Raw genomic sequence first — 24,748 nt, 5'->3', positions numbered from 1 at the left:
GTAACATTTAACACACCAACTCGCACTAAATATTCCATTTTATTTATATATGTTCAATTGTTTCACAAGGGGCTTGGTTCAAAACATGCCTAATATGCTTCAAGTATAGCTTTGTCTGATGTTGCCCTGTTTCATGAAACCTTTTGACAATTTCACTTCCAATGATGACACCATCTGCTATCCTTATGATATCTTTGATCTGCCTTTCATCACGAATGCCAAATCCCGCCATTATCGGAATTGACGTATATGCTTTTAATTTTTTAATATTGTCTTTTAACTCTGGATGAAAGTCCCCATTTTGCCCCGTCGTTTGATTCATCGTAACAGTATATATAAAACCTTCTGCTTTTTCAGCAATTGCTTTCATACGTGCTTCTGAAGCTGTCATTGCGACGAGTGAAATAAGATGCACCTTACGCTCTGGATAACGTGCTTTTAATTGTTCTGTATATTCAAAAGGCATATCTGGAATAATGACACCGTATATACCAAGCATGTCTATCTCTTCCATAAACGCTGCCTCACCATAAGTTTCAATCATATGTGCATATGTCATTAAAATAAGATTGGTTTTAATTTCATGTCGATGTGCGCGCAGTTGATTTAAAACCTTTTTTAACGTCATCCCTTCTTGAATGGCGCGTTCTCCCGCTGCTTTAATGATGGGTCCATCCGCGACTGGGTCTGAAAATGGTATCCCAATTTCTACATAATCCGCACCAATGTCATCTAGCACTTTTAATTCGTCTATAAATTGTGTGCCTCCCATAATATATGCGACAAATGCTTTACTCATGATAACCACCTTCCTTATTTTTAATATACTGTCGAATCGTTTCCATATCTTTATCACCACGCCCTGAAACAGTGACAACAATGATTTCATCCTTAGCCATTTGTGGTGCAAGTTTTTCCACATAACTTAGTGCATGCGCACTTTCAATTGCCGGTATAATCCCTTCTGCTTTAGAAAATCGAATTAATGCTTCCATCGCTTCGTAATCTGAGGCGGCTTCATACGTCACTCGTCCAATATCATGATAATAACAATGCTCTGGTCCGACACCGGGATAATCTAATCCTGCTGAAATGGAGTGTGCCAATTTGATTTGGTTGTGCTTATCTTGAATTAAATACATTTTCGCACCGTGCAATATTCCAGCTTTACCTTTAGTGATTGCTAACGCATGACGCTCTGTATTAATACCTTCACCAGCCGCTTCAACGCCATATAATTTCACATCATCTTCTATGAATGGATAAAACGTACCAATCGCATTTGATCCCCCACCAACACATGCCACAACTGCATCTGGTAAGCGTTCTGTTTGCGCAAGTATTTGTGCTTTAATTTCGTCTCCTATGACACGTTGGAAATCGCGCACCATTGTTGGAAATGGGGCTGGACCTAGTGCAGAGCCGAGCAAATAATGCGTATCATCGACGTGCGCAACCCAATATTGCAACGCTTTATTCACCGCATCAGAGAGGGTACCTTGACCTTCCTCTACAGAAACGACGGTTGCACCGAGTAACTCCATTCGAAATACATTTAATTGTTGACGTTTAATATCCTCAGCCCCCATAAAGACGACCAATTCCATATCAAATAATGCTGCTACAGTTGCACTGGCCACACCATGCTGACCTGCACCTGTTTCAGCTACAAGTTTCTTTTTGCCCATCCGTTTTGCGAGTAAAGCTTGTCCAAGTGCGTTGTTAATTTTATGGGCACCTGTATGGTTTAAATCTTCACGTTTTAAATAAATTTTGGCTCCCCCTAATGCTTCTGTGTAAGATTCCGCAAATGTTAACGGTGTTTCTCTACCTACATAATCTTTCAAATATGTTTTAAATTCTTCTAAAAAACTTGGATCTGCTTTAGCTTCTTTGTATGCGGCTTTCAATTCTTCTATTGCAGGCATTAAAGTTTCAGGGACGTAGCGTCCACCATAGTCACCAAATAAACCATTTTCATCTGCTTGTAATTGAATGTGTTTCATCATCGTACCCCTTTCACAATCTCAACTATTTGAGTCATTTTTTGTTTATCTTTAATACCTTTCTCTTTTTCAATGGCACTTGCGACATCCACTCCGTCAATTGATGCATGTGTAGCGAACAATCGTGGAAGGTTCGAAATATTTAATCCTCCAGCTACAATTAATGGCGTTGTGGTCACATTTGGTAGGATGTGCCAATCAAACATTTGCCCCGTCCCCCCATACATTGGTGAAGGAGTATCGACTAAAATTTTATCGACATACGGAGCGAATCGTGCAATCTGTAGTGTTAACTGCTCATTTGCCGGTAAAGCTTTAAAAAGTTTAATGTGTGGATGTTTTGCTTTAAGCGTATGGATAAGTGATAAAGGCTCGTCCCCATGAAGTTGAATCGTATTCACTTGCGTTGTTAAAATCATGTGTTTTATCTGTTCATATGGCATATTTACGGTCACTGCCACACGGTCTATTTGACTGGGTACCCGTTCAGACAACTGCGCGAGCGACTCTAAATCAACATACCGTTTACTTTTTGGAAATGTGATAAATCCTAGCGCATCGATATTTAACTGACATGCATCTTTTACATCTTCACACCGTGTAAACCCACATAATTTCAAATACATTGAATTCAACCCCTTTGTATCTTTAATGATTGTATTAATTCACGAGGGGACTCAGATTTCATTAATGCTTCTCCTACGAGCACACCTCGTATACCTGAAGGTTGAATCTTTTCTACATGTGACTGATGCTGTATACCGCTTTCCGAAATATAATGAATGCCCTGTTTTGCATGGGAGAGTATTTCATTGGTATGCGCTACGTTTGTCACAAACCGTTGTAGGTCACGATTATTCACACCTATTAAATTTGGCTGTAAGCGATGGGCACGTGCTAATTCTTCTATACTGTGCACTTCGACTATAACTTCCAGTCCTAACATAGTGGCGTAATCATAAAGTGACTTTAATTGCGTATCCGTTAGAAGGTAAACAATCAGTAAAATAATCGAAGCACCTGCACGTTTAGCTACATCAATTTGACGTTCATCTATAATAAAATCTTTGCACAATACTGGACATGGCGTGAGTGGTGATAACGTTGCAAGTCGTTCAAATGACCCGTGAAAATAGTGTTCATCTGTTAATATTGAAATTGCTGCAGCCCCACCCTCCGTATAGGCTTTCACTTGTTCTTCTAATGATCGATGCGGTATATCATTTACGGTTGGACTTTTCGATTTGATTTCAGCAATGACTTCAATACAATGACTTTGACGCAAACGCTGTTGTAATGTCGGTTTCTGATGTACATCCACGTGCGGCAAGGTTTTAAATTTCTCATCATAATAACCATCTTTCAGCAATTGTTGTTTATATGCGACAATGTCATCCAATATGTTCATGTTCTGCCTCCTTCACCATTTTTAAATACTGACGATACGCTTGACCACTTTGAATTAAATGTGCTGCTTGAATAACGCCATCTTGAAAATTGATAGCTTTCTCTGCGACATAGAGTGCAATGGCCGCATTTAAAATGACTACATCCCGACCGGCTGACGTATGTGTACCTTTTAAAATACTAAGCATAATGGCTTTATTTTCTTCAGGCGTTCCACCTTGAAGTGCATTATTGTCTGCGTAACATAAACCTAGGTCTGTTGCGTTTAATGTGTATGATGTGACTTCACCATTCTTCACTTCGTATATGAGATTATCTCCAGACAGTGTCGCTTCATCCATACCACCTGCACCGTGAACAACAATCGCTCTTTTCCGTCCTAATCGTTGTAACGTTTCAGCAACAATTGCCATGCGATTAGGGTCATAAATGCCCATCACTTGATACGTCAGTTTGAAAGGATTAATCAATGGGCCAACAATGTTAAATATCGTAGGCTTTTGTATATGTTTACGTACCGGTTGTAACCGTTTCATAATGGGATATGCCGTTGTTGCACCAACAAAGGCTAGGTTCGTGCGTGAGACGTGCGTTGGTACATTTTCAATACGTGTTGTTGGAATATCTAACACGTTTAAGAGATCCATACTTCCTGATTGTGATGTGACACTTTTATTGCCGTGTTTAATAATCGGAACACCTGCTGCAGCTACGACAAATGAAACCGTCGTTGAAATATTGAAACTATTCGAACCGTCACCCCCTGTGCCACAGACACACATACTTCCTGCATATTCCGGTTGTGTTTGATACGTCGTTTGAATGAGCGCTGTTGTGAGATGATATAATTCTTCTGCTGTCTCCCCTTTTTCGGTATAAGCTTCAAGAAGTGACACTTTATCATTTAAAGTGATATGTTCTGAAAGCAACGTGTTTACAAACGTATGAATATTGTGTTGCGTGAGTGACTGTCTTTGTTTTAAATCATCAAGTAGTCCCATGATTATTCACTTCCTTTCTTGCCATAGTAATGAAATTTTGTATAACCCTTGAAATGTGCGGGCATGCAAAGGATTCAGGATGATATTGAATACCCACATGACATCGGGACTGATGTTCAAAAGATTGTATCGCGTCTTCCGTCTTGCCAGTAATTTTAAGTGTGCTAGGCAGTGTATTTTCATCACAAACTAATGAATGATACCGCATAATATCAGAATATTCAGATATATTGTGATATAAATATGTCGGTGACTCAAATTGAATTTGGTCTAGCTTTCCATGCATGACACGTTGTCCTACATTTACTGTGCCACCGTAGAAACTATAAAGAGCTTGGGCGCCTAAACATATACCTAATATCGGTAAATGGTTAAAATACTGAATGATGTTAGCTAAATGCTCTGTATCATTTGGGTGCCCTGGACCTGGTGATATGACAACTATATCTGGTGATAGTTGAAATAATGCGTTGTCATCTGGATAAAAAACTTGCACCTGATCGAAAGGATATAATTGGTCTACCAAGTTATAGGTAAACGAGTCATAATTATCTATCACAAGAATCATACCGTCACCTCCAATAAACTTTTAGCTTTAAGTCGTGTTTCCTCAAGTTCTTTTTCTGGTATGGAATCATAAACAACGCCACATCCCGCCTCAACATTCACGTACGTGTTGTCGATGACCATCGTGCGTATCGTTAGTGCGAAATCTAACGCATGATTACAATTGATATAGCCAATCCCACCACTATACGCACCTCTTTTATAAGGATGGTGCTCATATATACGTTGAATCGCTCTTAATTTTGGCGCACCGGACACTGTACCCGTTGGTAATAATGAAGTAATGACATCCATTGGGTTAACTTGAGAATGTAATGTCCCCGTCACTTCACTCACAATATGCATGACATGTTCATACCGTTCAATAGTCATAAGTTTTGGTATGCGTAACGTTCCTGGCTTGGCCACCCTCAAAATATCATTTCGTCCTAAATCAACCAACATACGATGTTCACTCAATTCCTTTTCATCATGTTTGAGTAAAAATTCATGTTCTGCATCTTCCACCTCGTTATGACCGCGACGGATTGTCCCCGCTATTGGATTTGTGACGACTTGATGATGTTTCACTTTAACAAAGCTTTCTGGTGAACTTCCCACCAAAATATCCGCCCCTATGCCGTAATAAAACATATACGGACTCGGGTTTTTACGTTTAAGTTGTTGATACAATTGATAAGATAATGGGCGTTTAAACGTTCCAAAGTGATGCTGATAACGGTAGATTCGAGAAGGTACCACTTGAAACATATCACCTTGTTGAATTAGTTGTTTAAATGTTGCCACACGTTCTTTAAATGCTTCATCTGAAATATTAGCTTCTATTTGTTTATCGTACGTAGCGTGTGGATACTTGTGTTCAAAAAGTTCAACATTATCAAATTCGCGCATCATACTTTCTAAACGTGATGTCAATTCAGCATCAGATACTTCAGAGAAAAAATTCGATGCAATGATATAAATTTGTTCTTTATAATGATCAAATACATACACAGACTCAATCATATGAAATAATACATCATTCGTTTCACCATCGATTGTTTGTTGATTCAATTTTGGGAATGCATGACGCACAAGATCAAAACTACAGTAGCCCATAAAACCTGATATAAACGGAAGTTGCTTTAACCTAGCATCATCAATACGCGCTTTAAATTGATTAACGTAGTTTTTTAATGCATCATATGGACTTTCGGTAATCGTGCGAGACTGGTGTGGTGTTTCAATAGTTAACGCCTCGTCAGTTAACGCACAGTACCCATACGTATCAAAAACAACGATGGAATAACGGCCTTTTGTTTGATCAGTTGTCGCACTTTCAAATACGATTTTTTCTTCTCGATGTCTTGCAAATGTTTCAGGATTCACTGGTGCATGAATCACACGATATTGAATATTCATCACATCACCCCTCTAGTCTAAAAATAAAAAAACACGCATGAATGTCCTCAAAAAGGACGCTTCACGCGCGGTACCACCTTCATTAGCAGTATTGACTGCTCACTCTCACGATGCAATTGGTTGCTTACAGAAAAACCCAATTCATTTCATAAAGGTATGAACTCACATCACCCGTTCATTTTCTGATACTACACTTTTATGAAACTACTTCATTTTCCCTCACAAAATATTAAAGACACCACATTAACGCTTTAAAAAAGGACGCGTTAACGTGGTGCCACCTTTATTAACATGTTCAAAAAACATGTTCACTTTAAACAGTATTCAACTTTAAGCATTCAGATTGCCCAATTCGCGATTGTGTTGTGCTAACTTGCATCACCCGTTAGCTTTCTCTGTGCTACAACGTCAAACGTTACTTATCAATCCGCTTAAGTTATTTGATAATTCATACTATACAGATATCGTATTTGTGTGTCAACACCCTTTTATTTATTTTGAGTTGCGAAGGCTTTCGCAATATTTGTCAACTTTTCAGGTGCATCATGTTTATCCATGAATACTTCTACGACATGCATAGTATGTGGATTGTGATTAATCTTAACCATTGCATCTTTTAATGCTTTAGACGTTGACACTTGATAAGTTGGCGTTTCTTTATGACCAAAAACAGTTGGTAATAGATGGTACTGCCAATTCGAAATATCATTGTAAGGTTGATTTTCACCATGTATTTTACGTTCAACTGTATAGCCATCATTATTAATAATAAAAATTATCGGATGAATGTTTTGACGTAACATAGTTGCCATATCTTGAACTGTTAACTGGAGTGAACCATCTCCGATTAATAAAATGTTGCGACGCTGACGATCTGCAAGCTGTGTCCCTAGCGTAGCAGGGAATGTGTAACCTATTGATCCCCATAATGGTTGACCAATAAACGTTACACCTTGAGGCAAGACTAAATCGTAAGCTCCAAAAAATGATGTCCCTTGTTCAGCAATTAACACATCATTAGGTTCAATAAATTGTTGCATTAATTCAAAATAATGTTGTTGTGTGAGGGGTGCATCATTCACATCGATGTCTCTATTTAAAGGACGTTCACATTGTGGAAATTGTCCTTCAAAATGATAGTTAACGCGTGCCAAGTGTTTCACAATTTCAGGTAATGACAACGTACCAACCGTATCTTCTCCCACTTGAATATTGTGATGATTTAACATCATGATTTGATCATCTGAAAATGCATATGAAAATCCTGCCGTCGCAGAATCAGTTAATTTTGCACCTAAAGTTATAACTAAATCACTGTTATCCACGTAATTCTTAATTGCTTGATGCGCAATGCTGCCATCGTAAATACCCATATAATTGGGGTGTGTTTCATCAAAAGCAGATTTTCCTAAAGATAATTGCGCGACCGGTATATTCCATTGATCTACAAGTGATTTGATGGCATCTTGTAATTTAAAACTATTTATTTCATGTCCTACAATTAACGTCGGTTGTTTCGCTTGTAGTAATTGTTGTTCAAATGTTGTGACCCATTCTAACGAAGGGGTTGCCTCAGTTTTAGAGTCGAGTGGTGTGTCTGGCACATCAATTTCTACCATTGCTGTATCGATAGGCAGGTGAATGTGTACTGGCCGTTTTTCATTTAAAGCTGCCTCAATGACACGTGGGATTTCAGAAGTCGCATTTTCAGGTGTGACATACGTTTGCGCAACCGTAATGTGCTCAAACATTTTTTGATAAGCGTCAAACACACCTTCACCTAAAGAATGATGTACATATTTACCTGCATTTTCAACGACTGTTGTTGGACCGCCAGTAATAGCAATCACTGGTACACGTTCTGCATAAGCCCCAGCAATACCATTAACTGCACTTAATTCTCCAACGCCAAATGTAGTGACCATTGCACTTAAACCTTTTATGCGTGCATAACCATCAGCTGCATACGCCGCATTTAATTCATTCGTATTCCCTACCCATTCTAATTTCGGATGCGCAATAATATCATCTAAAAACGCAAGATTAAAATCTCCTGGAACACCAAATATCGTATCAACACCATGTTGCTCTATTTCATCAAAAATAAATTGACTAATTTTCTTTTTCATTCTCTTCACCTTTTCTTTTTATTTATCACAAGTATAAATGAATGATTTAAAACAGTCAATTATATTGACCTTAAATAGATTTATGTTACATAACATCGTGTGATTTTATCTAACACGACAAAAAATACGCCCTAGAAACGTTGTGACTCTTGATCTTCTTCTGAAAAAAACCCCATGTCTAGGGGACACTATACTTCACACCTCTAAATTTCACAATGGTTGCGGGTACACTATGTTTCAGTCATTGTATGTATAAATGGTTACTATAGCCCCTTCTATAAAAACGGTTAAGATAAAAGCAACACATCGAATGAGCTGTATACTCACAATAAATAAATAAATAAATCATTTTACATGTATTTAAAATTAACGAAAATTTATTTGTTGTTTAAAAAAAGAATGTTTAAACGCAATGTTTTTAGTCTATAAATGCTAATGACACATTAATTTCAACTCCATAATTTTGTGGATTTGCACAAGATATTTCGGGCAAAATACTCAACCTTTTTAAACTTAAATGGTATGATTATCGTATATGCACCTTTACTTTTCACTCTTAAACGAGTAATAATACAACTATATAATTACATGTTACATGTAACACACGAATGATTTACAAAGCATAGATGGGGGATGGAAGTTCAAAATGAGGAAAGAGTATTGGACACAAAAAACGATTAAGAAAACAGCATCTATCATCAAAAAAGATATCCTAATCACAAATCAAAGCGGACAAGTGATTGCTGCTTCAGCGCCAAATTATTTAGGTCAGTCCCATAAAGCCGCACTCCATTCTGTTAATCGTAATCTCCCAATTGAAGTTGAAGATGAAGATATGAAATTTTGGGATGTAGATAGTCCATGTATCGTCGTACCTTTCGAACATCAAAATGTTGCACAAGGTACCGTTATCATCCTCGGTCAACCCGATGAAATCAGAGACTATTCACGTCTATTAAAATTAAATGCAGAATTTATTATTACCCAGGAACAAGAGCGTCTAGACGCACATCAAAGTCAACTTTCACGAACGCAGACTCTGTCCTTTATATTATTTAATCAAGACCGACAAATTCAAAATTACAATCGTAAAGGGATTATTGATCAACTTGGATTAAACGATGATACTGCTGCCGCATTAATTCATATTGAAACAACGAGCAAATCTAAAATTCGCAGTCTACGAGATGCTATAGAAAAATGGAAGCTCCCTAACGATGATATAATTGAAACTTCACCACAAGATTATATTTTTCTGTTCAAATGCAATAAACATCGTGGTACATCATTGAATGAATTAAAAGCATTTATTGAAGCACAGCAAGATGAGGTGTTGAAAAAAACACTCATAACGATTGGTTCGTTTAATAATGGTATTCAAGGACTCATTCAATCATATAACGAAGCCATATCGCTTCAAAAATTAATACGTACACTGCGACATACAGAGGGTGTACACACATATAAGGAATATGAATTAGAGACCATTTGTAATAACATTAGTTATTTCACACCAAGCAATGAAACATCATTAGTGAGCAACTATAAGAAGTTACTCGATTTTGGTGAAGACAAATATTTAAACGAAACGGTAGAAGCGTATTTCCGTAATCATGGAAAGTTAGTAAAAACAGCGAATGATTTGTATATCCATCGGAATACGTTAAATTATCGTATTAAAAAAATTCATGATATCACGGGTTGGGATCCTAATACCATTGATGGCATTGTGTTATTAAGAATTGCGCAAATGCTTTATAAAAAATCGGAATAAATGTGAGCTGAGTTCTGTTTTCACAGTAACTCGGCTTTTTTATGTAAAAAAAGGGGGGCACAAATCAAGCATAAAGTGCTTAAATTCTGAAAGTGCCGAGCATATATATACGTTAAAACCAAACAATATATTTATTTGAATTTAATAATCTTGTCTGTATACACAAAATAAATCACGCTCGATTATTTATATGCACAACTCATTATGAATCATGTATTATTGCTACCCTATTTATTTTTTATTTTAAAATTGTATTGATTTCTTGAAGGAAATATGTCCAAGTGGAGAAATTAAAGTTTTTATAGTAAGCTAAAAAGGAGAAGAAACGAGGTGTGAACCGTTATGTTAAAAAAACTTAAAAACACCATCTACAAAATAATGGATAAACTCGGCTCACGTATAATGAAAATTATTTTTGTATGTGGATTCGTATTATTAATCTTATTTATAGGCTTAGGAACCTTTATTCCCGAATTGAATCGGCATACGTATGAAGGTAAAGTCATTCAAAAATATGCAGAAAATCATAGTGTGACAACAGGTAAAACGTACTATATTGAGCTTCAACAAGGTAAACAATTAGTCAAAATTGAAAATGGTGATATTTTATTACGTCAAAAGTTTAATAGTCGTGATATTCAACAGCACATTAAAGAAGGCCAATCCGTAAAAGTGCACACCATTGGTTTTTATCTACCTCAATGGGGATTATATCCTAATCTCACCCATATTGAACAAGTTAAGAAATAACGAAAAACACGCCCAATAATGTTACATTGGGCGTATCTTTATGTTTCATATTGTTCTATCCAATTTAAAACTGCTGGGGCAATCCGCTGATGATCATCCATATTAACCCAGTCAATGTGCGTAATTTCTGCCGCTATTTCAATTTCTGACCAATTGATTGGGAAAGTTGTCCGAAAACCATGTAATTCGGTTTTTTCATTAGGTTGGGGGTAAGCTGGGCCTGTTACTGAACCAATATATTCAATATCTTCTTCTTTTAACTCAAGTTGTAACTCTTCTTTCACTTCTCGTATTAGCGCTGCTTTTAACCCTTCCCCTTGCTCTAACTTCCCTCCTGGAAAATACATCTTTTTGCGATGCCGTACTTGTACAAGTCGCAATGCATTATCTCGTCGATCAACTAAACATACACAACGTATCATCACACAATCCTCTTTTATAAATGATTTTCCAATCATCATATCTCAAATGAATAAAATTTTCAAAAGTTAACTTGCGATGTGATTCGCTTGTTGGAACACTTCACCAATACGTAATGCCGCTTGACGTCCTCCCATAATATTACGTGCAAACGGTCCGAGTTCGATATCAGCCATCATCCCCGCGACATATAACTGTGGTAACCATTCTAATTGAACGTTCGTTTTTGGAAATTCCTTTACACATCGTGCCCCTTTCATTTGACACAAACGCTTCATTAAAGGCTGTTCCATTACATCGTATTTAAAACCTGTCGCGAGTAATATATGGTCATATTCTACACGTTCAGTTTCTGTAATAATATGATGCGCCTCGCAACGTATGATTGGATTTTGATGAATCACTAGTCGACCTTCTTGTTGATAATGTTTTAATGCCATAATCATATCTCTTGGCATCGATCCCTTGTGACGTTCCTGTTTATTAATCTTTATACGTTCTAATAAATTCGTTTCTTGTTGAAATCCACGCATCTTCTTAGGTCCGAGCCACGCAGGATCTGCATCAAAATCAAACATTTCAAAGTCTTTTTTCATCCATAAATGAATCACCTTTTGTGGATTTTCATGAATAAGTTTAAGTGTTAAATGACCGGAAGAAATACCGCTACCTACAACATGGGAGGCGCGATAGTTGGGTTGAATGTCTGTATCGTGAATATGTGAGACATTTGGAACATTGTTGAATGTTTCTGGGATAAACGGGTGGTGATGCGTACCCATAGCTAAAATAACATGTGCAGCTTGTAACCATTTTCCATTTTTTAAGCATACATGCCATAAATTATCTTCTCGTTTAATATCTATCACAACATCTCGAATATGACACGCTTCTAATTGATACTTTTCTATCCAATAAGCTGTATGATCAAAAAACATATCTAATTGCGGTCTTTGATGACGCCCTTTAAAAGGTTGTGCATAGTCCTCTTCTCGTGCAAAACGTTTTAAATCAAAAGGCGCTGGATGACAATGATGCACAATCGGAGAGCGTAAATACTCCATACCTATCCGTGTCGTTTGATTTTTAAATTGGGCCATTAATTTTTTGTGTGGATCTATTATTTTTAAATGATTATTGGACAATCCTAATGTTCTTAAATGAATTGCAATGGTCGTGGCTTGCACGCCACCACCAATTATTATCCATTGAGACATCTAAACACCTCGTTTTCAAATCGTAATCATTACGCTTTATAAATGATAATGGATTTCAATTAGAATTGCAACTCATAAAAAAAGCACTAGAAACAACGTTACAGTTTCTAGTACCACTTTATATTATAGATTTAACGTCTTTTTCATCACAGCAAAAGTTAATTATCGCACAAGTTTTTAATAAGTGAAATAACTCTTTTCTGTTGATTTTCAGTCATATCTGAACCGGATGGCAGACATATGCCATTCTCAAATAAGCTTTTAGAATTATCATTTGAATCATATATATAATCGTATTGTTTATACAATGGTTGTAAATGCATTGGTTTCCATACAGGTCTTGCTTCTATGTTCTCATCCAATAACTTATCCATAATTTTATTTACTGAAAACCCTGCTTGTTGTGGATTAACTGTTAAAGCGGTTAGCCATCGATTTCCATTAGAATTTGGAAGCTCTGGTTGAAATGAAAAACCTTTAATATTAGAAAATGCCTCTTTATAAGTTTGATATATTTCTCTTCTTCTTTTAACCCTTTGATTTAACACTTCCATTTGACCTCGACCAATACCTGCCGAAATATTACTCAATCTATAATTATATCCCAACTCGCTATGCTGGTAGTGTAAAGCTTTATCCCTAGCTTGAGTAGATAAAAATAAAGCATGATCTAAATTGTGACGATTTGATACAAGCATCCCGCCACCACTTGTAGTAATAATTTTGTTTCCATTGAATGAAAAAATTCCATAATCACCAAATGTACCACTCATTTGATTTTTATAACTAGCTCCTAGTGATTCTGCAGCGTCTTCGATTAATCTAACGCCATATTTATCACATATCGATTGAATTTCATCAATCTTTGCCATTTGACCATATAGATTAACAACTATAACTGCTTTTGGAATAATACCTTTCTCTGAATACTTTTCAAATGCTTTTTTTAATGCTACAGGTGACATATTCCATGTTTCTAAATCAGAATCTATTAGTACTGGCTCAGCTTTTAGATATAAAACTGGATTGGTTGTCGCACAAAATGTTAATGATGAACAAAATACCACATCACCTTCTTCAACACCACTTTCAATTAAGGCTAGATGTATAGCTGCAGTCCCACTACTTAAAGCTACTGCGTTGGGTACATTGATGTAAGACTTAACGGATTTTTCAAATTCATTCACATTTTCACCTAGCGGAGCTATCCAATTCTGTTCGAATGCTCTATCAATATAATGCTTTTCAGTGCCACCCATATGTGGTCTTGATAAAAATATTCTTTCATTTTCCACAACTATCACTCCTTTGGTTTTGCTGGTGTGCCTATTACTGTGGTGTATGGAGCAACATTTTTAACAACAGTTGCTCCAGATCCTACTATAGAATGATTGCCTATTTCAATCAAAGGGTTTACTACTGCACTTGCTCCAATATGCACACTTTCCTTTATATTTACTCCTCCAGTTAGTGTTGCATTCGGTGAAATATGTGCATAATTAGATATTGAATTATCATGTTCTACAATAGCTCCTGTATTAATAATCACATGATTACCGATAATTGAATCAGCGTTTATAACTGCATTTGCCATTACTACAGTTCCATCTCCAATTTTTACACTTGAGCTTATAATTGCAGAAGGATGAATTAACGTAGCATATTGCTTAATAGGAATGTCGCTACTTAAATAAATTTTTTCACGTACATAATTGTTTCCTATCGCTATACAAAAGTAATAGTTATGTCTATATTTATAAATATTCTCTAATGAATCATAAAATAGATTATCTTTTACAAAATACTCATTTATCTTACCATCAAGGTAACCGACTAATTGATATTCTTCACTTAATGAAACAATGTCTCTAATAACTTTTGCATGACCACCATTACCTATTAATATGAGCTTCTTCATTAATTATTACCCCTGAATTTCTCTACTGTGACGTGATTTTCTGCAGAAATGTCCTTTTTTTGAATTACTTTTTGGAAAGTTTTATATAAAATATACAAATCTAATTTAAATGATTGATTTTCAACATACCAAACATCTAATTTAAATTTTTGATCCCATGATATTGTATTGCGTCCATTTATTTGAGCCCAGCCAGTTATTCCAGGTTTGACATCGTGTCTTTTACGTTGTTCTTCATTGTATAAAGGTAAGTACTCCATTAGCAATGGTCTAGGGCCCACTAAACTCAAATCACCTTTTATAACATTCACCAATTGTGGTAATTCATCAATACTTGAACTTCTAATTATTGAACCTAATTTAGTCATTCTTAGGTGGTCTGGCAATAGTTCACCATCAGCAGTTTTAGAATTTGTCATGGTGCGAAATTTATATAACTTAAAAGGGTAACCATTTTTTCCAGGTCTAACTTGTTTAAATAGAACACCTTTACCAATGAATATTCTAATTAAAACACTCGTAAATATAAATAAAGGTAATGAATACATAAATATTAATGAGGCAATTAATAAATCAAAGGTTCTTTTCATTTTGGTACCTCCTAATCTCAGAAATCATTCTGTCTACATTATCCTCTATTTTAAATTCGCGATTAAAAAATGATATAGCATTTTCTGATAATTGTTTATATAACTCTTTATCCGATGTCAGTTTATTAATATTTTTTATAAGCAAATCAGTATTTTTAGAGTTACTTGAAAAACCTACATTGTTTTTTTCTATGTCTGAAGAAATATCAGTGCAATTATCCACGCTTGCTATAACCGGTTTACCTAAGGAAAGATAACTTGTGAGGCGTGACGGATAATTAGGTATTGTAAATCTCTCATCTAAAAATATCATGCCAATGTCACTATGGTTTAACAATGCATCATACTCTCTTTTAGGCAATTGATCTAAAACAAAAACATCCTTAATATTTTTTGCTGCAGCTTTGACATCATTAAATCTAGTCCCACTTCCAATGATAATCAAGTTAGCATTTTTTACTTCATTAAATCTTTTTATAAATGCTATTATGTTTTTATACCCTTGTGGTTCTCCTATATTACCACCATAAATTAAGATTTTTTTATTAATATCGATACCATATTTTGTTAATACACTCCGGTTGCTTGAACTTAAATTCATTTCATAAATAGAATTCCTAAATATATGAATTTTTTCGGGTTTAACATTACTATGTTTGATGATATAATTTTTGTTTTCCTTTGACATAACCCCTATTAAATCAGATACTTTATAAGTATTTAACTCTTTTTTTCGGAAGAATTTATATAAAATGCTATTATTCTTTATCATTTGTATGTCAACGGCATTTTGCGGAAAAATGTCTTTTAACATTAAATACGTTATTGCATTAAAATCTTTCTTAAGCTTTGTAATCAATTTAGAAAATGTAATTGGAGGAGTCGAATATACTATTAAGTCAAATGAAATGTCTTTATAAAAATCTTTAATTGCTTTATTAAATTGAGACTGAAGCTTGAGTTGGTTAATTCCCTTTTTTAACTTTGATGTTTTAGTTACGTTACCTGTTTTCACACGTAATATTTTCACATTATCTTCATCTACTAAATACGTTTCCCTATTTTCTCGGCTTTCAATAGGTGTAACTACAAAAACATTATTCCCTCTTCTAGAGATTTCATTAATAAAATCTTGATAAATTCCCTCTTCGCTTTTCGAATTAATTTTAACCATTGTTAGAAATAAGATGTTCATAGCATAACCTCAAATCGAATTTATTTATAAAAATAACTTACAAAGACTCTCTTAATATCAATAATGCTTTCAATTACAACTTAAAAAGGGGGGTATTACACCAAGAGGTGTGACGAAATTAAAAATCTAATGTTGCTTCTTTATATAATTTATCTTTTTATTGTACTTCATTACTTGTATAGGTATCACAGTCTTTGACTCCTATATAAGTTAGTAAGAATACTTTAATAACATTAGCTATAAGAGTGATAATAAAAAATCCAATCAGCCCATATAAACCTGTTAAAATTAAAGACAAAATTATATAAATAATAGTGTGAATGGTTACATAACTCGTTTGTTTAGTAATAGAAATATACTTCGTATTTAATGATTGAATCATTGTTGCTATTACACCTAGAAATACACCTATATTGCCTAGTATGATAAACGGTCTAACCTCTGAACTATTGTGATGATAAAAATACTCAACTATAAAAAGTGTCGTAGGGTAGGACACTAAAATAATTAATACTGAAAGAATAACTCCATAAACATTAACGATTAAGTAAAGACGCTTTTTATTATTAGTAGCCTTAACAGATATATAGGATAAAATTACGTTATTTATTGGAAACATAAACGTTGCAAAAATTTTCCCTATAAATGTAGCTAAGAATGAAATAGCTACCGCTCCTCCACCAATTATCGGCAATAAAATAATTCTATCAATATATATATTTACATTATTCAAACTATTACTCACTAGTAAATTCAAATAATCTGGGAGTATTTTCTTGGGTTTTATTTGATTATCATTATTAAACTTTAAATATCTCAATGTATAGAGCGTATATAAAACTATACATATCTCACTTAGTAAGAAGATTAATATCCAAAATTTAAAAAACTCGAATAATAAAATACCTATAGCTAATCCTAATACTTGATATATGGCTGCTATCAAGATTTTAGAGAATTGCAACTTCAATCTGAAGTATACATTCAAATATATCCTCAATATCATAAGAACGTTAATAACCAATAAACAAAATATAGTTATTAACTCTATTTTATAAAAATAGAAAAATAAGAAAAATAAAATAATACTTTCTATTAAACAAGAAGTAACTAGTATAAATATGAAATTTCTATATATTAAGTTTTCATTATACTCATTTACATTAATCATTCTAATGTTATTCAGTGTATTTCCTGTCACAACACTAAATATAGTTATAATTGTATAGATACTTAATATTTCACCAAAAGTTTCACTGCCTAACGAATGATTAATTGTTGGATAAGCAAAAAATTGCAAAGAAAAAGCTACAATGATAGTACTAGTTATTGTTTTAAAACTATCCAGTATGAAGTTCTTTTTTTTCATAATTATTTATCTCTTTTCTCCGTGTAAATTTATTATTAAAATGATAAAAAATTAAACTCACTTTATACTTTAGAGATCTTTAATGTATGAAAGTGCTATTATTAACATAATAACAACGTACTTCATTTGTGGTCACTCTCTTCCTAGCTATGAATTGAATAGATATAATGCTTTGAGTTTTTCACTTTCTTTTTGCCAGTTTAATTGATGTGCTGCTTGAATAGCATTGTTTCTAAGAGTTTGATAAAGAGAATGATTTGACTTTAATTCTCTAACCGCTTGTGCTATATTTTCTGGCGTCACTTCGTCAATGACAATCCCCAAATTATACTTATTATTTAAATAAATATGTTCTTTTACTGGCGATAAAATTACTGGCAATCCTGCATGAATACATTCAAAGATTTTGTTAGAAACAGTGTACTCATAATTTATCGATACCGGTTTAGTTAATACTACACCAATATGACTTTCTGTTAATTTAGGTATTAAATCATTTATTTCAACAGCAGAATCAAAAAAACAGTTATTAATATCCTCTTTTTTAACTATTTCTTTTAACTCATGCTCTAGTGGACCGAAGCCACGAATTACAAAGCGTGTATCTTTTTCAATTTTCGCAGCATGAATGAATTCGTCATAACCACGATCTGCAACAATTTGACCTTGGTATACCACTTCAAATAAATCATGTTTGTTTGTTTCTAAGTCAGTATTCATTAACATAGGGGCATTTGTAATTACCTCAGGTTCTTTAGCGTATCCCATATTCTTATAATAGTTTTTAGCAGCATAGCTTACAGTTACAAAGCCATCAACCTTTTTGATAATCTGCTTTTCAATGCTGTGAACTAACTTAGATAATACTTTAATTCTATTTATATTGGAGTTTTTCGAATATATCTCATGCGCATCATAAATCACTTTTGCTTTACGATATCTTGATAAAAACACCATGAATAAAACATCAAAATCATTCGCATGAATGATATCGGGTTGATATTTTCTAATTTCCTTTGAAACGTTAAATGCAAACTTTACTCTATTTATTATCTTAGATATCATTTTTGTATCATCTATATTTTTACCAAGCAATTTAAGATTAAAATTCACATTATTTAGACGCTCATTTGTCGCTCTTTCATTGTTCTTCCCTATTATGAGATACGTATCTGTCATTGATCTGATTGTTTCAATTTGCTTCAATACTCTAGGATCTTGAACGACATTGCTAGATACGATATTTAATATCTTCATATATATCACCTACACATTTAATCAACGGTGAAATGCACTGATTCCAATTCAGTATGCGACTTTAACCACCATTGGCTTTCTTGTAATTTTTTTATAGTTTCATCATCAAAACGCTTTTTCATAAATTGTGCAGGTACTCCACCAACAATGGTATACGGTTCAACATCTTTCGTAACCACTGCGCCAGTAGCGATGACAGCGCCATCCCCGATAGTTACACCATCTTTGACTACCACATTCGCTCCAATCCAAACGTCATTTTTAATGATAGTACGTTGTGGTTGATCATCAAACTTCAAATATGCTGATTTTAACCCGAATGGATTTTGATTAGAATAGAAAACTGGGGAACTGCTAAACAAATGTGTTGGGTGTTTTCCGAGACCAATTTTGACATTAGAAGAAATTGAACAGTAATTTCCAATCTCAACTTGATTAAAATCACTTTCGAAACCGACATAACTATACTTACCAAAGTGACAGTTTCTTATTTTACAAAGGCGATCGATATAGTTATGACCTTCAAATGTGCTGTTATGAATATAAGCCAAACGATTGATTTTTATATTTTTTTCTTTAGACGATTGATTTTTAAAGAGCTTCAAAACTTTTGTTAGACGTTTTATCATAATTTTCTCCACGTATTACGATTAATAATGTCTTTATAGCTTTGAATAATTTTGACAACTTTTATCGAAACATTCGTATCTTTATAATCAATCGCATCAATCATTGGCTCATTATGTTTTTGCATTTCACGTGCCATTTCAACAGATTGTACTAAATTTTCGTATGTGATGCCCCCAATGATAACAGTCCCTTTATCTAAAACTTCGGGGCGCTCTGTAGATGTTCGAATTAACACTCCCGGAAACTTTAACATGGATGATTCTTCTGAAAGCGTACCGCTATCAGAGAGCACGACAAATGCGTTTTTTTGTAATGCATTATAATCAAAAAAACCAAATGGTTTAAGTTGTCGAACTAATGGGTGAAATTTAAAATTGCGTTCCTCAATTTTTTTCCAACTTCTAGGATGTGTTGAATAAATAATTGGCAGTTGGTATTTTTTCGCAATTTCATTAATCGCATTCATTAATGACATAAAATTATCTTCATGATCAATATTTTCTTCGCGATGTGCAGATACTAGTATATATTCTTGTGGTTTTAAGCCAAGTGTGTTCAAAACATCACTATGATTTATTTTATCCGCGTGTTCATCTAACACTTCTTTCATTGGTGAGCCAGTTACGAAAATGTTTTGTTTTTTAAACCCTTCATCTAATAGGTAACGGCGACTATGTTCTGTGTAAGGTAAATTAACGTCACTGACATGGTCTACGATTTTACGGTTAATCTCTTCAGGAACATTTTGGTCGAAACAACGATTTCCTGCTTCCATGTGAAATACTGGGATTTTCAGGCGTTTCGCTGCCACTGCTGATAAACAGCTGTTCGTATCACCTAAAATCAGCAATGCATCTGGTTGTTCTTGTTGAAGCACTTCATATGATTTCGCTATGATGTTTCCCATTGTTTCTCCAAGATGCGCACCCACGGCTTCTAAATAGTAATCTGGAGCACGCAATTGTAAGTCATCGAAAAAGACTTGGTTAAGGGTATAATCATAATTTTGACCTGTATGCACGAGTACTTGATTAAAATAACGATCACATGCTTTAATCGTTGACGATAGACGGATAATTTCAGGTCGTGTACCAACAATAGTCATAAGCTTAAGTTTCGTCATATTTAGACCTCCAAGAAATAGGTGTCAGGATGATTCGGATCAAACATCTCGTTGACCCACATGATTGTCACCATATCTGACTGACCTAAATTTTCAATATTATGTGTATAGCCTACTGGGATATCCACCACTTCTAATTTTTCATCTGATACAAAATATTCTATGATGTCCGATTCACCGGGTTTTCGGAATCGTATTACCCCTTCACCACTGACAACTAAAAATTTTTCATTTTTTGTGTGGTGCCAATGGTTTCCTTTTACGATACCCGGTTTGGAAATATTTACTGATACTTGACCTCGATCTGGTGATTTTATAAATTCAGTAAATGAACCACGCACATCACGATGCATCACCAAATCATAACTAAAAGCATCCTTAGGCAAATAACTTAAATAGGTACTGTATAATGCTTTTTCAAATGCATCATCAAGATTTGGAAGTTCTCGATTAGAACGCGTCGCTTTAAATTTTTGTATCAATTTGGCGATGTCTCCCAACGCCACGTCATGTACATGCGGTACTGTCGGACGATTGTTTTTCATCGTTGGGCGCCCTTCAATTGCACGTTTAAATTCTTCGACAACATCATCAATGTAATTAAGATGAAGCCTTACATCTGGATCATTGACTTGAATCGGCTCATCATGTGCAATGTTATGACAAAATGTTGCGATAACAGAATTGTAGTTGGGTTTACACCACTTTCCGAATAAGTTCGGTAAGCGATAAATAAACACTTCATTACCATGTGCTCTACCAAAAGCTTCAAGTACACTTTCGCCTTCACGTTTACTCATACCGTATGGGTTATCACGTTCTGCTTGAATGGATGACGACAAAATGATACGCGGTTGCTTTGGATTTGATTTGACGATTTTCAACATAGAATCTAAAACAGATACGTTGCCTTCTTTAAATTCTTCCTCATGTTTTGGGCGATTTACGCCGGCTAGATGAACAATTACATCTGCAATTTTAAATGCGTGATCACGGTCATAATCAGACGTTTCACGGGTCACTGATAAAATTTCATGGTCTGTCGTTGCTTTCATATCGTAATATAAGTTTCGACCTACAAAACCGTTTGCACCTGTAATGACTACTTTCATCGTCCATCCCTCCTTTTACGCTCGTTTTTGAAATACTGCAATTTCGTTTCTAACATAGTCAAGAGTGAGTAACTTTTCTTTGATTTCATTTATAGACAGTTGATGTGTATTGTCAGAATTATATTCATATGCTTTTGTTATTTTATGACTGCCTTTTTCATAATATTTGTCATAGTTTAAGTCACGCGCATCTGCAGGTACTCTGAAATAAGCGCCCATATCTTCTGATTGTGCATATTCTTCTCGTGTAAGGAGCGTCTCAGCTTTCTTTTCACCATGACGCGTTCCGATAATTTTAATTTCATTATCTGCATTGAAAAGTTCTAATAATGCTTGGGCCAAATCTCCAACAGTGGAAGCAGGTGCTTTTTGAACCATAATATCTCCTGTATGTGCATGTTTAAATGCGTGAATGACGAGTTCCACCGCTTCTTCTAAACTCATTAAAAAACGCGTCATTTCAGGATCTGTAATCGTTAAGGGTTCTCCATTTTTAATCTTTTCTATAAAGAGTGGTATTACAGAGCCACGAGATGCCATAACATTACCATATCGTGTCCCGCATATTAGCGTTTCTTCGGCATCTACATTTCTTGATTTTGCGACAAACACTTTTTCCATCATTGCTTTAGAAATCCCCATCGCATTAATTGGGTATGCCGCTTTATCGGTAGAGAGACAAATCACTTTTTTTACGTTTTCACGAATAGCTGCTTGTATGACGTTCTCAGTTCCTAGAATGTTCGTTTTAACTGCTTCGATTGGAAAGAATTCACATGATGGCACTTGTTTTAAAGCAGCTGCATGGAAGACAAAATCCACACCGCGTGTCGCTGTTTCCACGCTTAAAGCATCACGCACATCACCTAAGTAAAATTTGAGTTTTGGATTATTATAGTGCTTTCTTAAGTCATCTTGCTTTTTTTCATCCCGTGAAAAAACGCGAATTTCTTTTATATCTGTTTCTAAAAAGCGATTCATTACAGCTTGTCCAAAAGATCCTGTTCCCCCTGTGATTAATATTGTTTTATCTTTAAACATCGACATCACCCTATTTATCATGATTATTTGCAATATCTAAAATACGCTGTTTCGTAAAATGTTGTGTTAATTCATCAATAATTGCATTTATTTCTGTTTGACTAACTTCCTTTACTTTTCCGCGATAAATTTTTTCATAAACTTGTTCCGGGTGTATTTCTTCATCACTTAACAGTTCTTCATACAATTTTTCACCCGGACGAACGCCTGTGAACTCAATGCCAATATCCTCAATACTATAACCGCTAAGTCGAATTAAATTTTTAGCTAAATCAACAATTTTAACCGGTTCGCCCATATCTAAGACAAACACTTCGCCACCTTGTGCAAGCGTTCCAGCTTGTAGCACCAACCTTGAAGCTTCAGGAATGGTCATGAAATAGCGAGTCATATCTGGATGCGTGACTGTCACCGGTCCACCTGCTTCAATTTGTTTTTTAAAAAGCGGTATCACGGATCCTCTTGAACCCAAGACATTACCAAATCGCACAGCAACTAAATCAGTCTTTCCAGAATGATCATTCAGGCTTTGAACAATCATTTCGGCAACCCGTTTACTCGCACCCATAACATTGGGTGGGTTCACCGCCTTATCCGTTGAAATCATCACAAATTTTCTAACTTCATATTGTTTGGCAATTTCCGCCACATTTTTAGTTCCGATGACATTGTTCTTAACAGCCTCACGTGGATTCGCTTCCATTAACGGAACATGTTTATGTGCTGCTGCATGATAAATCACATAAGGTTGATACATCTTAACAATCGTCTCTATACGATCACGGTCTTGCACATCCGCAATAACAGGAACGATGTCTATTCGCTCTTTGTATATCTCTTGAAGTTCTTGGTGAATTAAATAAATACTGTTTTCGCCATGCCCTAATAAAACAATCCGTGCAGGTTCAAACTTACAGACTTGTCGGCATATTTCTGATCCTATCGAACCACCAGCCCCAGTTACTAAAACCGTGCGCCCAGTTAATTCTTTAGAAATCGAAGCCATATCTAATTCCACCGGATCTCGACCTAATAAGTCTTCAACTTCTACTTTTTTCAATTGTTGGACTTCTACTTCCCCAGTCATCACACCTTCAATATTAGGCATGATTAAGACTTCTACTCCTGGATGTTTTGTTATTTTAGTAATTTCTTGAAGCCGTTTATGTGGAAGTGTCGGGATTGCGATAATCACCTTTTTAATTCGAAATCGTTTAATCAATTCGGGAATATCTTGTGTCGTCCCTTGTACTTTAACCCCTTGCGCAATGTGCATATTTTGCTTGCGCGGATCATCATCCACAGCGAGTACAGGTTCCATCCCCATGTAGGGACTGCGATACATTTGATTAATGAGCATCGAGCCCCCCTCACCTGCACCAACTATCATAGTGGCTTTTTTCTTGACATTGTCCGACATAAATACGCGACGATAAACACGCCAAGATAACCTTGATCCACCAATTAAAATTAGATGCATCATCCACGTAATAAAATATAATCTAAAAAAAGGTGGTTTAAATGTAATTAACGGTACGAGTAATGCGGTCACTAAAATCGAAGCTGTTACCGCTTTCACAATAAGCAACAGTTCATTTACGCTCGCATATTCCCATGCGCGATGATATAAATCAAATAACCATGCAAACAGATGATGAGAGCATAGTAGTAGTAATGATGATAATAATAGTACTCTTACAGAATAGCCTGCAAAAAATGGTTCTAGTATGTAGTAACCTATAAATATAGACCCAGTTACAATGATGGAATCTAATAATATTAATAATAAAAACCTATACCGTGCGGGCACCTTAGACATTCGACATTCCCCCTATAACTCC

General features: G+C 35.0%; 23 protein-coding genes. 2 read left to right on the top strand and 21 right to left on the bottom strand.

What is annotated here, in order from left to right:
• Nucleotides 1–43: 43 nt before the first annotated feature.
• The 8 genes from trpA to SHYC_RS02130 form a co-directional block, all read right to left on the bottom strand.
• Nucleotides 44–799, bottom strand: coding sequence for a tryptophan synthase subunit alpha (gene trpA, locus SHYC_RS02165; protein WP_039644115.1), 756 nt, complete (start codon nucleotides 797–799; stop codon nucleotides 44–46).
• On the bottom strand, nucleotides 792–2,009 hold the full coding sequence (trpB, locus tag SHYC_RS02160; protein ID WP_162474604.1) for a tryptophan synthase subunit beta: 1,218 nt from the start codon (nucleotides 2,007–2,009) through the stop codon (nucleotides 792–794). Before trpB ends, trpA begins: the two co-directional genes overlap by 8 nt.
• Nucleotides 2,006–2,632, bottom strand: coding sequence for a phosphoribosylanthranilate isomerase (gene trpF, locus SHYC_RS02155; RefSeq protein ID WP_039644111.1), 627 nt, complete (start codon nucleotides 2,630–2,632; stop codon nucleotides 2,006–2,008). The genes trpB and trpF overlap by 4 nt, the downstream gene beginning before the upstream one ends.
• A 5-nt stretch (nucleotides 2,633–2,637) precedes the next feature.
• Entirely contained in the window at nucleotides 2,638–3,414 is a 777-nt protein-coding gene (gene trpC, locus SHYC_RS02150; protein WP_039644109.1) for an indole-3-glycerol phosphate synthase TrpC, read from the bottom strand.
• Nucleotides 3,398–4,414 carry an anthranilate phosphoribosyltransferase gene (gene trpD / locus SHYC_RS02145; protein WP_039644107.1) on the bottom strand — a complete coding sequence of 339 codons (1,017 nt, stop codon included), beginning with the start codon at nucleotides 4,412–4,414 and terminating at the stop codon, nucleotides 3,398–3,400. Before trpD ends, trpC begins: the two co-directional genes overlap by 17 nt.
• Entirely contained in the window at nucleotides 4,401–4,982 is a 582-nt protein-coding gene (locus SHYC_RS02140; RefSeq protein ID WP_039644105.1) for an anthranilate synthase component II, read from the bottom strand. Before SHYC_RS02140 ends, trpD begins: the two co-directional genes overlap by 14 nt.
• Nucleotides 4,979–6,382 (bottom strand): anthranilate synthase component I, encoded by a 1,404-nt coding sequence (locus SHYC_RS02135; RefSeq protein WP_039644103.1) that lies wholly within the window; start codon nucleotides 6,380–6,382, stop codon nucleotides 4,979–4,981. The genes SHYC_RS02140 and SHYC_RS02135 overlap by 4 nt, the downstream gene beginning before the upstream one ends.
• 488 nt (nucleotides 6,383–6,870) lie before the next feature.
• A complete protein-coding gene (locus SHYC_RS02130) occupies nucleotides 6,871–8,511 on the bottom strand; it encodes an alpha-keto acid decarboxylase family protein (RefSeq protein ID WP_039644101.1) in 1,641 nt (546 codons plus the stop codon).
• A gap of 646 nt (nucleotides 8,512–9,157) precedes the next feature.
• Between SHYC_RS02130 and SHYC_RS02125 the strand changes: the two genes are divergently transcribed.
• Nucleotides 9,158–10,285 carry a PucR family transcriptional regulator gene (locus SHYC_RS02125; RefSeq protein WP_039644099.1) on the top strand — a complete coding sequence of 376 codons (1,128 nt, stop codon included), beginning with the start codon at nucleotides 9,158–9,160 and terminating at the stop codon, nucleotides 10,283–10,285.
• 342 nt (nucleotides 10,286–10,627) lie between these two features.
• Entirely contained in the window at nucleotides 10,628–11,035 is a 408-nt protein-coding gene (locus SHYC_RS02120; protein ID WP_231912800.1) for a hypothetical protein, read from the top strand.
• Between the two features lie 38 nt (nucleotides 11,036–11,073).
• On the opposite strand, the gene SHYC_RS02115 is transcribed toward SHYC_RS02120, so the two are convergent.
• The 13 genes from SHYC_RS02115 to SHYC_RS02055 form a co-directional block, all read right to left on the bottom strand.
• Nucleotides 11,074–11,457 carry an NUDIX domain-containing protein gene (locus tag SHYC_RS02115; RefSeq protein ID WP_039644097.1) on the bottom strand — a complete coding sequence of 128 codons (384 nt, stop codon included), beginning with the start codon at nucleotides 11,455–11,457 and terminating at the stop codon, nucleotides 11,074–11,076.
• 66 nt (nucleotides 11,458–11,523) lie between these two features.
• Nucleotides 11,524–12,672 (bottom strand): FAD/NAD(P)-binding protein, encoded by a 1,149-nt coding sequence (locus SHYC_RS02110; RefSeq protein ID WP_039644095.1) that lies wholly within the window; start codon nucleotides 12,670–12,672, stop codon nucleotides 11,524–11,526.
• A gap of 158 nt (nucleotides 12,673–12,830) precedes the next feature.
• Complete coding sequence (locus SHYC_RS02105; protein ID WP_039644092.1) at nucleotides 12,831–13,967, bottom strand: aminotransferase class V-fold PLP-dependent enzyme; 1,137 nt, start codon at nucleotides 13,965–13,967, stop codon at nucleotides 12,831–12,833.
• Nucleotides 13,968–13,972: 5 nt separating this feature from the next.
• Nucleotides 13,973–14,590 (bottom strand): acetyltransferase, encoded by a 618-nt coding sequence (locus SHYC_RS02100; RefSeq protein WP_039644090.1) that lies wholly within the window; start codon nucleotides 14,588–14,590, stop codon nucleotides 13,973–13,975.
• A complete protein-coding gene (locus tag SHYC_RS02095) occupies nucleotides 14,590–15,180 on the bottom strand; it encodes a sugar transferase (protein ID WP_039644088.1) in 591 nt (196 codons plus the stop codon). The genes SHYC_RS02100 and SHYC_RS02095 overlap by 1 nt, the downstream gene beginning before the upstream one ends.
• Nucleotides 15,164–16,354 (bottom strand): glycosyltransferase family 4 protein, encoded by a 1,191-nt coding sequence (locus tag SHYC_RS02090; protein ID WP_158484627.1) that lies wholly within the window; start codon nucleotides 16,352–16,354, stop codon nucleotides 15,164–15,166. The genes SHYC_RS02095 and SHYC_RS02090 overlap by 17 nt, the downstream gene beginning before the upstream one ends.
• Before the next feature lie 178 nt (nucleotides 16,355–16,532).
• Nucleotides 16,533–17,744: a polysaccharide biosynthesis protein gene (locus SHYC_RS02085; RefSeq protein WP_052257790.1), complete on the bottom strand. Its 1,212-nt coding sequence runs from the start codon at nucleotides 17,742–17,744 to the stop codon at nucleotides 16,533–16,535.
• Between the two features lie 147 nt (nucleotides 17,745–17,891).
• On the bottom strand, nucleotides 17,892–19,001 hold the full coding sequence (locus tag SHYC_RS02080) for a glycosyltransferase (protein ID WP_039644084.1): 1,110 nt from the start codon (nucleotides 18,999–19,001) through the stop codon (nucleotides 17,892–17,894).
• A 17-nt stretch (nucleotides 19,002–19,018) separates the two neighbouring features.
• Nucleotides 19,019–19,630, bottom strand: a complete 612-nt coding sequence (locus tag SHYC_RS02075; protein WP_039644083.1) for a CatB-related O-acetyltransferase — start codon at nucleotides 19,628–19,630, stop codon at nucleotides 19,019–19,021.
• Nucleotides 19,627–20,754, bottom strand: a complete 1,128-nt coding sequence (gene wecB / locus SHYC_RS02070) for a non-hydrolyzing UDP-N-acetylglucosamine 2-epimerase (protein ID WP_039644081.1) — start codon at nucleotides 20,752–20,754, stop codon at nucleotides 19,627–19,629. Before wecB ends, SHYC_RS02075 begins: the two co-directional genes overlap by 4 nt.
• A 2-nt stretch (nucleotides 20,755–20,756) precedes the next feature.
• Nucleotides 20,757–21,866, bottom strand: coding sequence for a capsular polysaccharide biosynthesis protein CapF (locus tag SHYC_RS02065; RefSeq protein WP_039644079.1), 1,110 nt, complete (start codon nucleotides 21,864–21,866; stop codon nucleotides 20,757–20,759).
• A gap of 15 nt (nucleotides 21,867–21,881) precedes the next feature.
• Nucleotides 21,882–22,907 carry a polysaccharide biosynthesis protein gene (locus SHYC_RS02060; RefSeq protein WP_039644077.1) on the bottom strand — a complete coding sequence of 342 codons (1,026 nt, stop codon included), beginning with the start codon at nucleotides 22,905–22,907 and terminating at the stop codon, nucleotides 21,882–21,884.
• A 10-nt stretch (nucleotides 22,908–22,917) separates the two neighbouring features.
• Nucleotides 22,918–24,726, bottom strand: a complete 1,809-nt coding sequence (locus SHYC_RS02055) for a polysaccharide biosynthesis protein (RefSeq protein ID WP_039644074.1) — start codon at nucleotides 24,724–24,726, stop codon at nucleotides 22,918–22,920.
• Between the last annotated feature and the right edge of the window lie 22 nt (nucleotides 24,727–24,748).

It is taken from the genome of Staphylococcus hyicus (assembly GCF_000816085.1).
GTDB classification, from domain to species: domain Bacteria; phylum Bacillota; class Bacilli; order Staphylococcales; family Staphylococcaceae; genus Staphylococcus; species Staphylococcus hyicus.
This window is presented reverse-complemented; position numbering and strand designations above follow the sequence as displayed.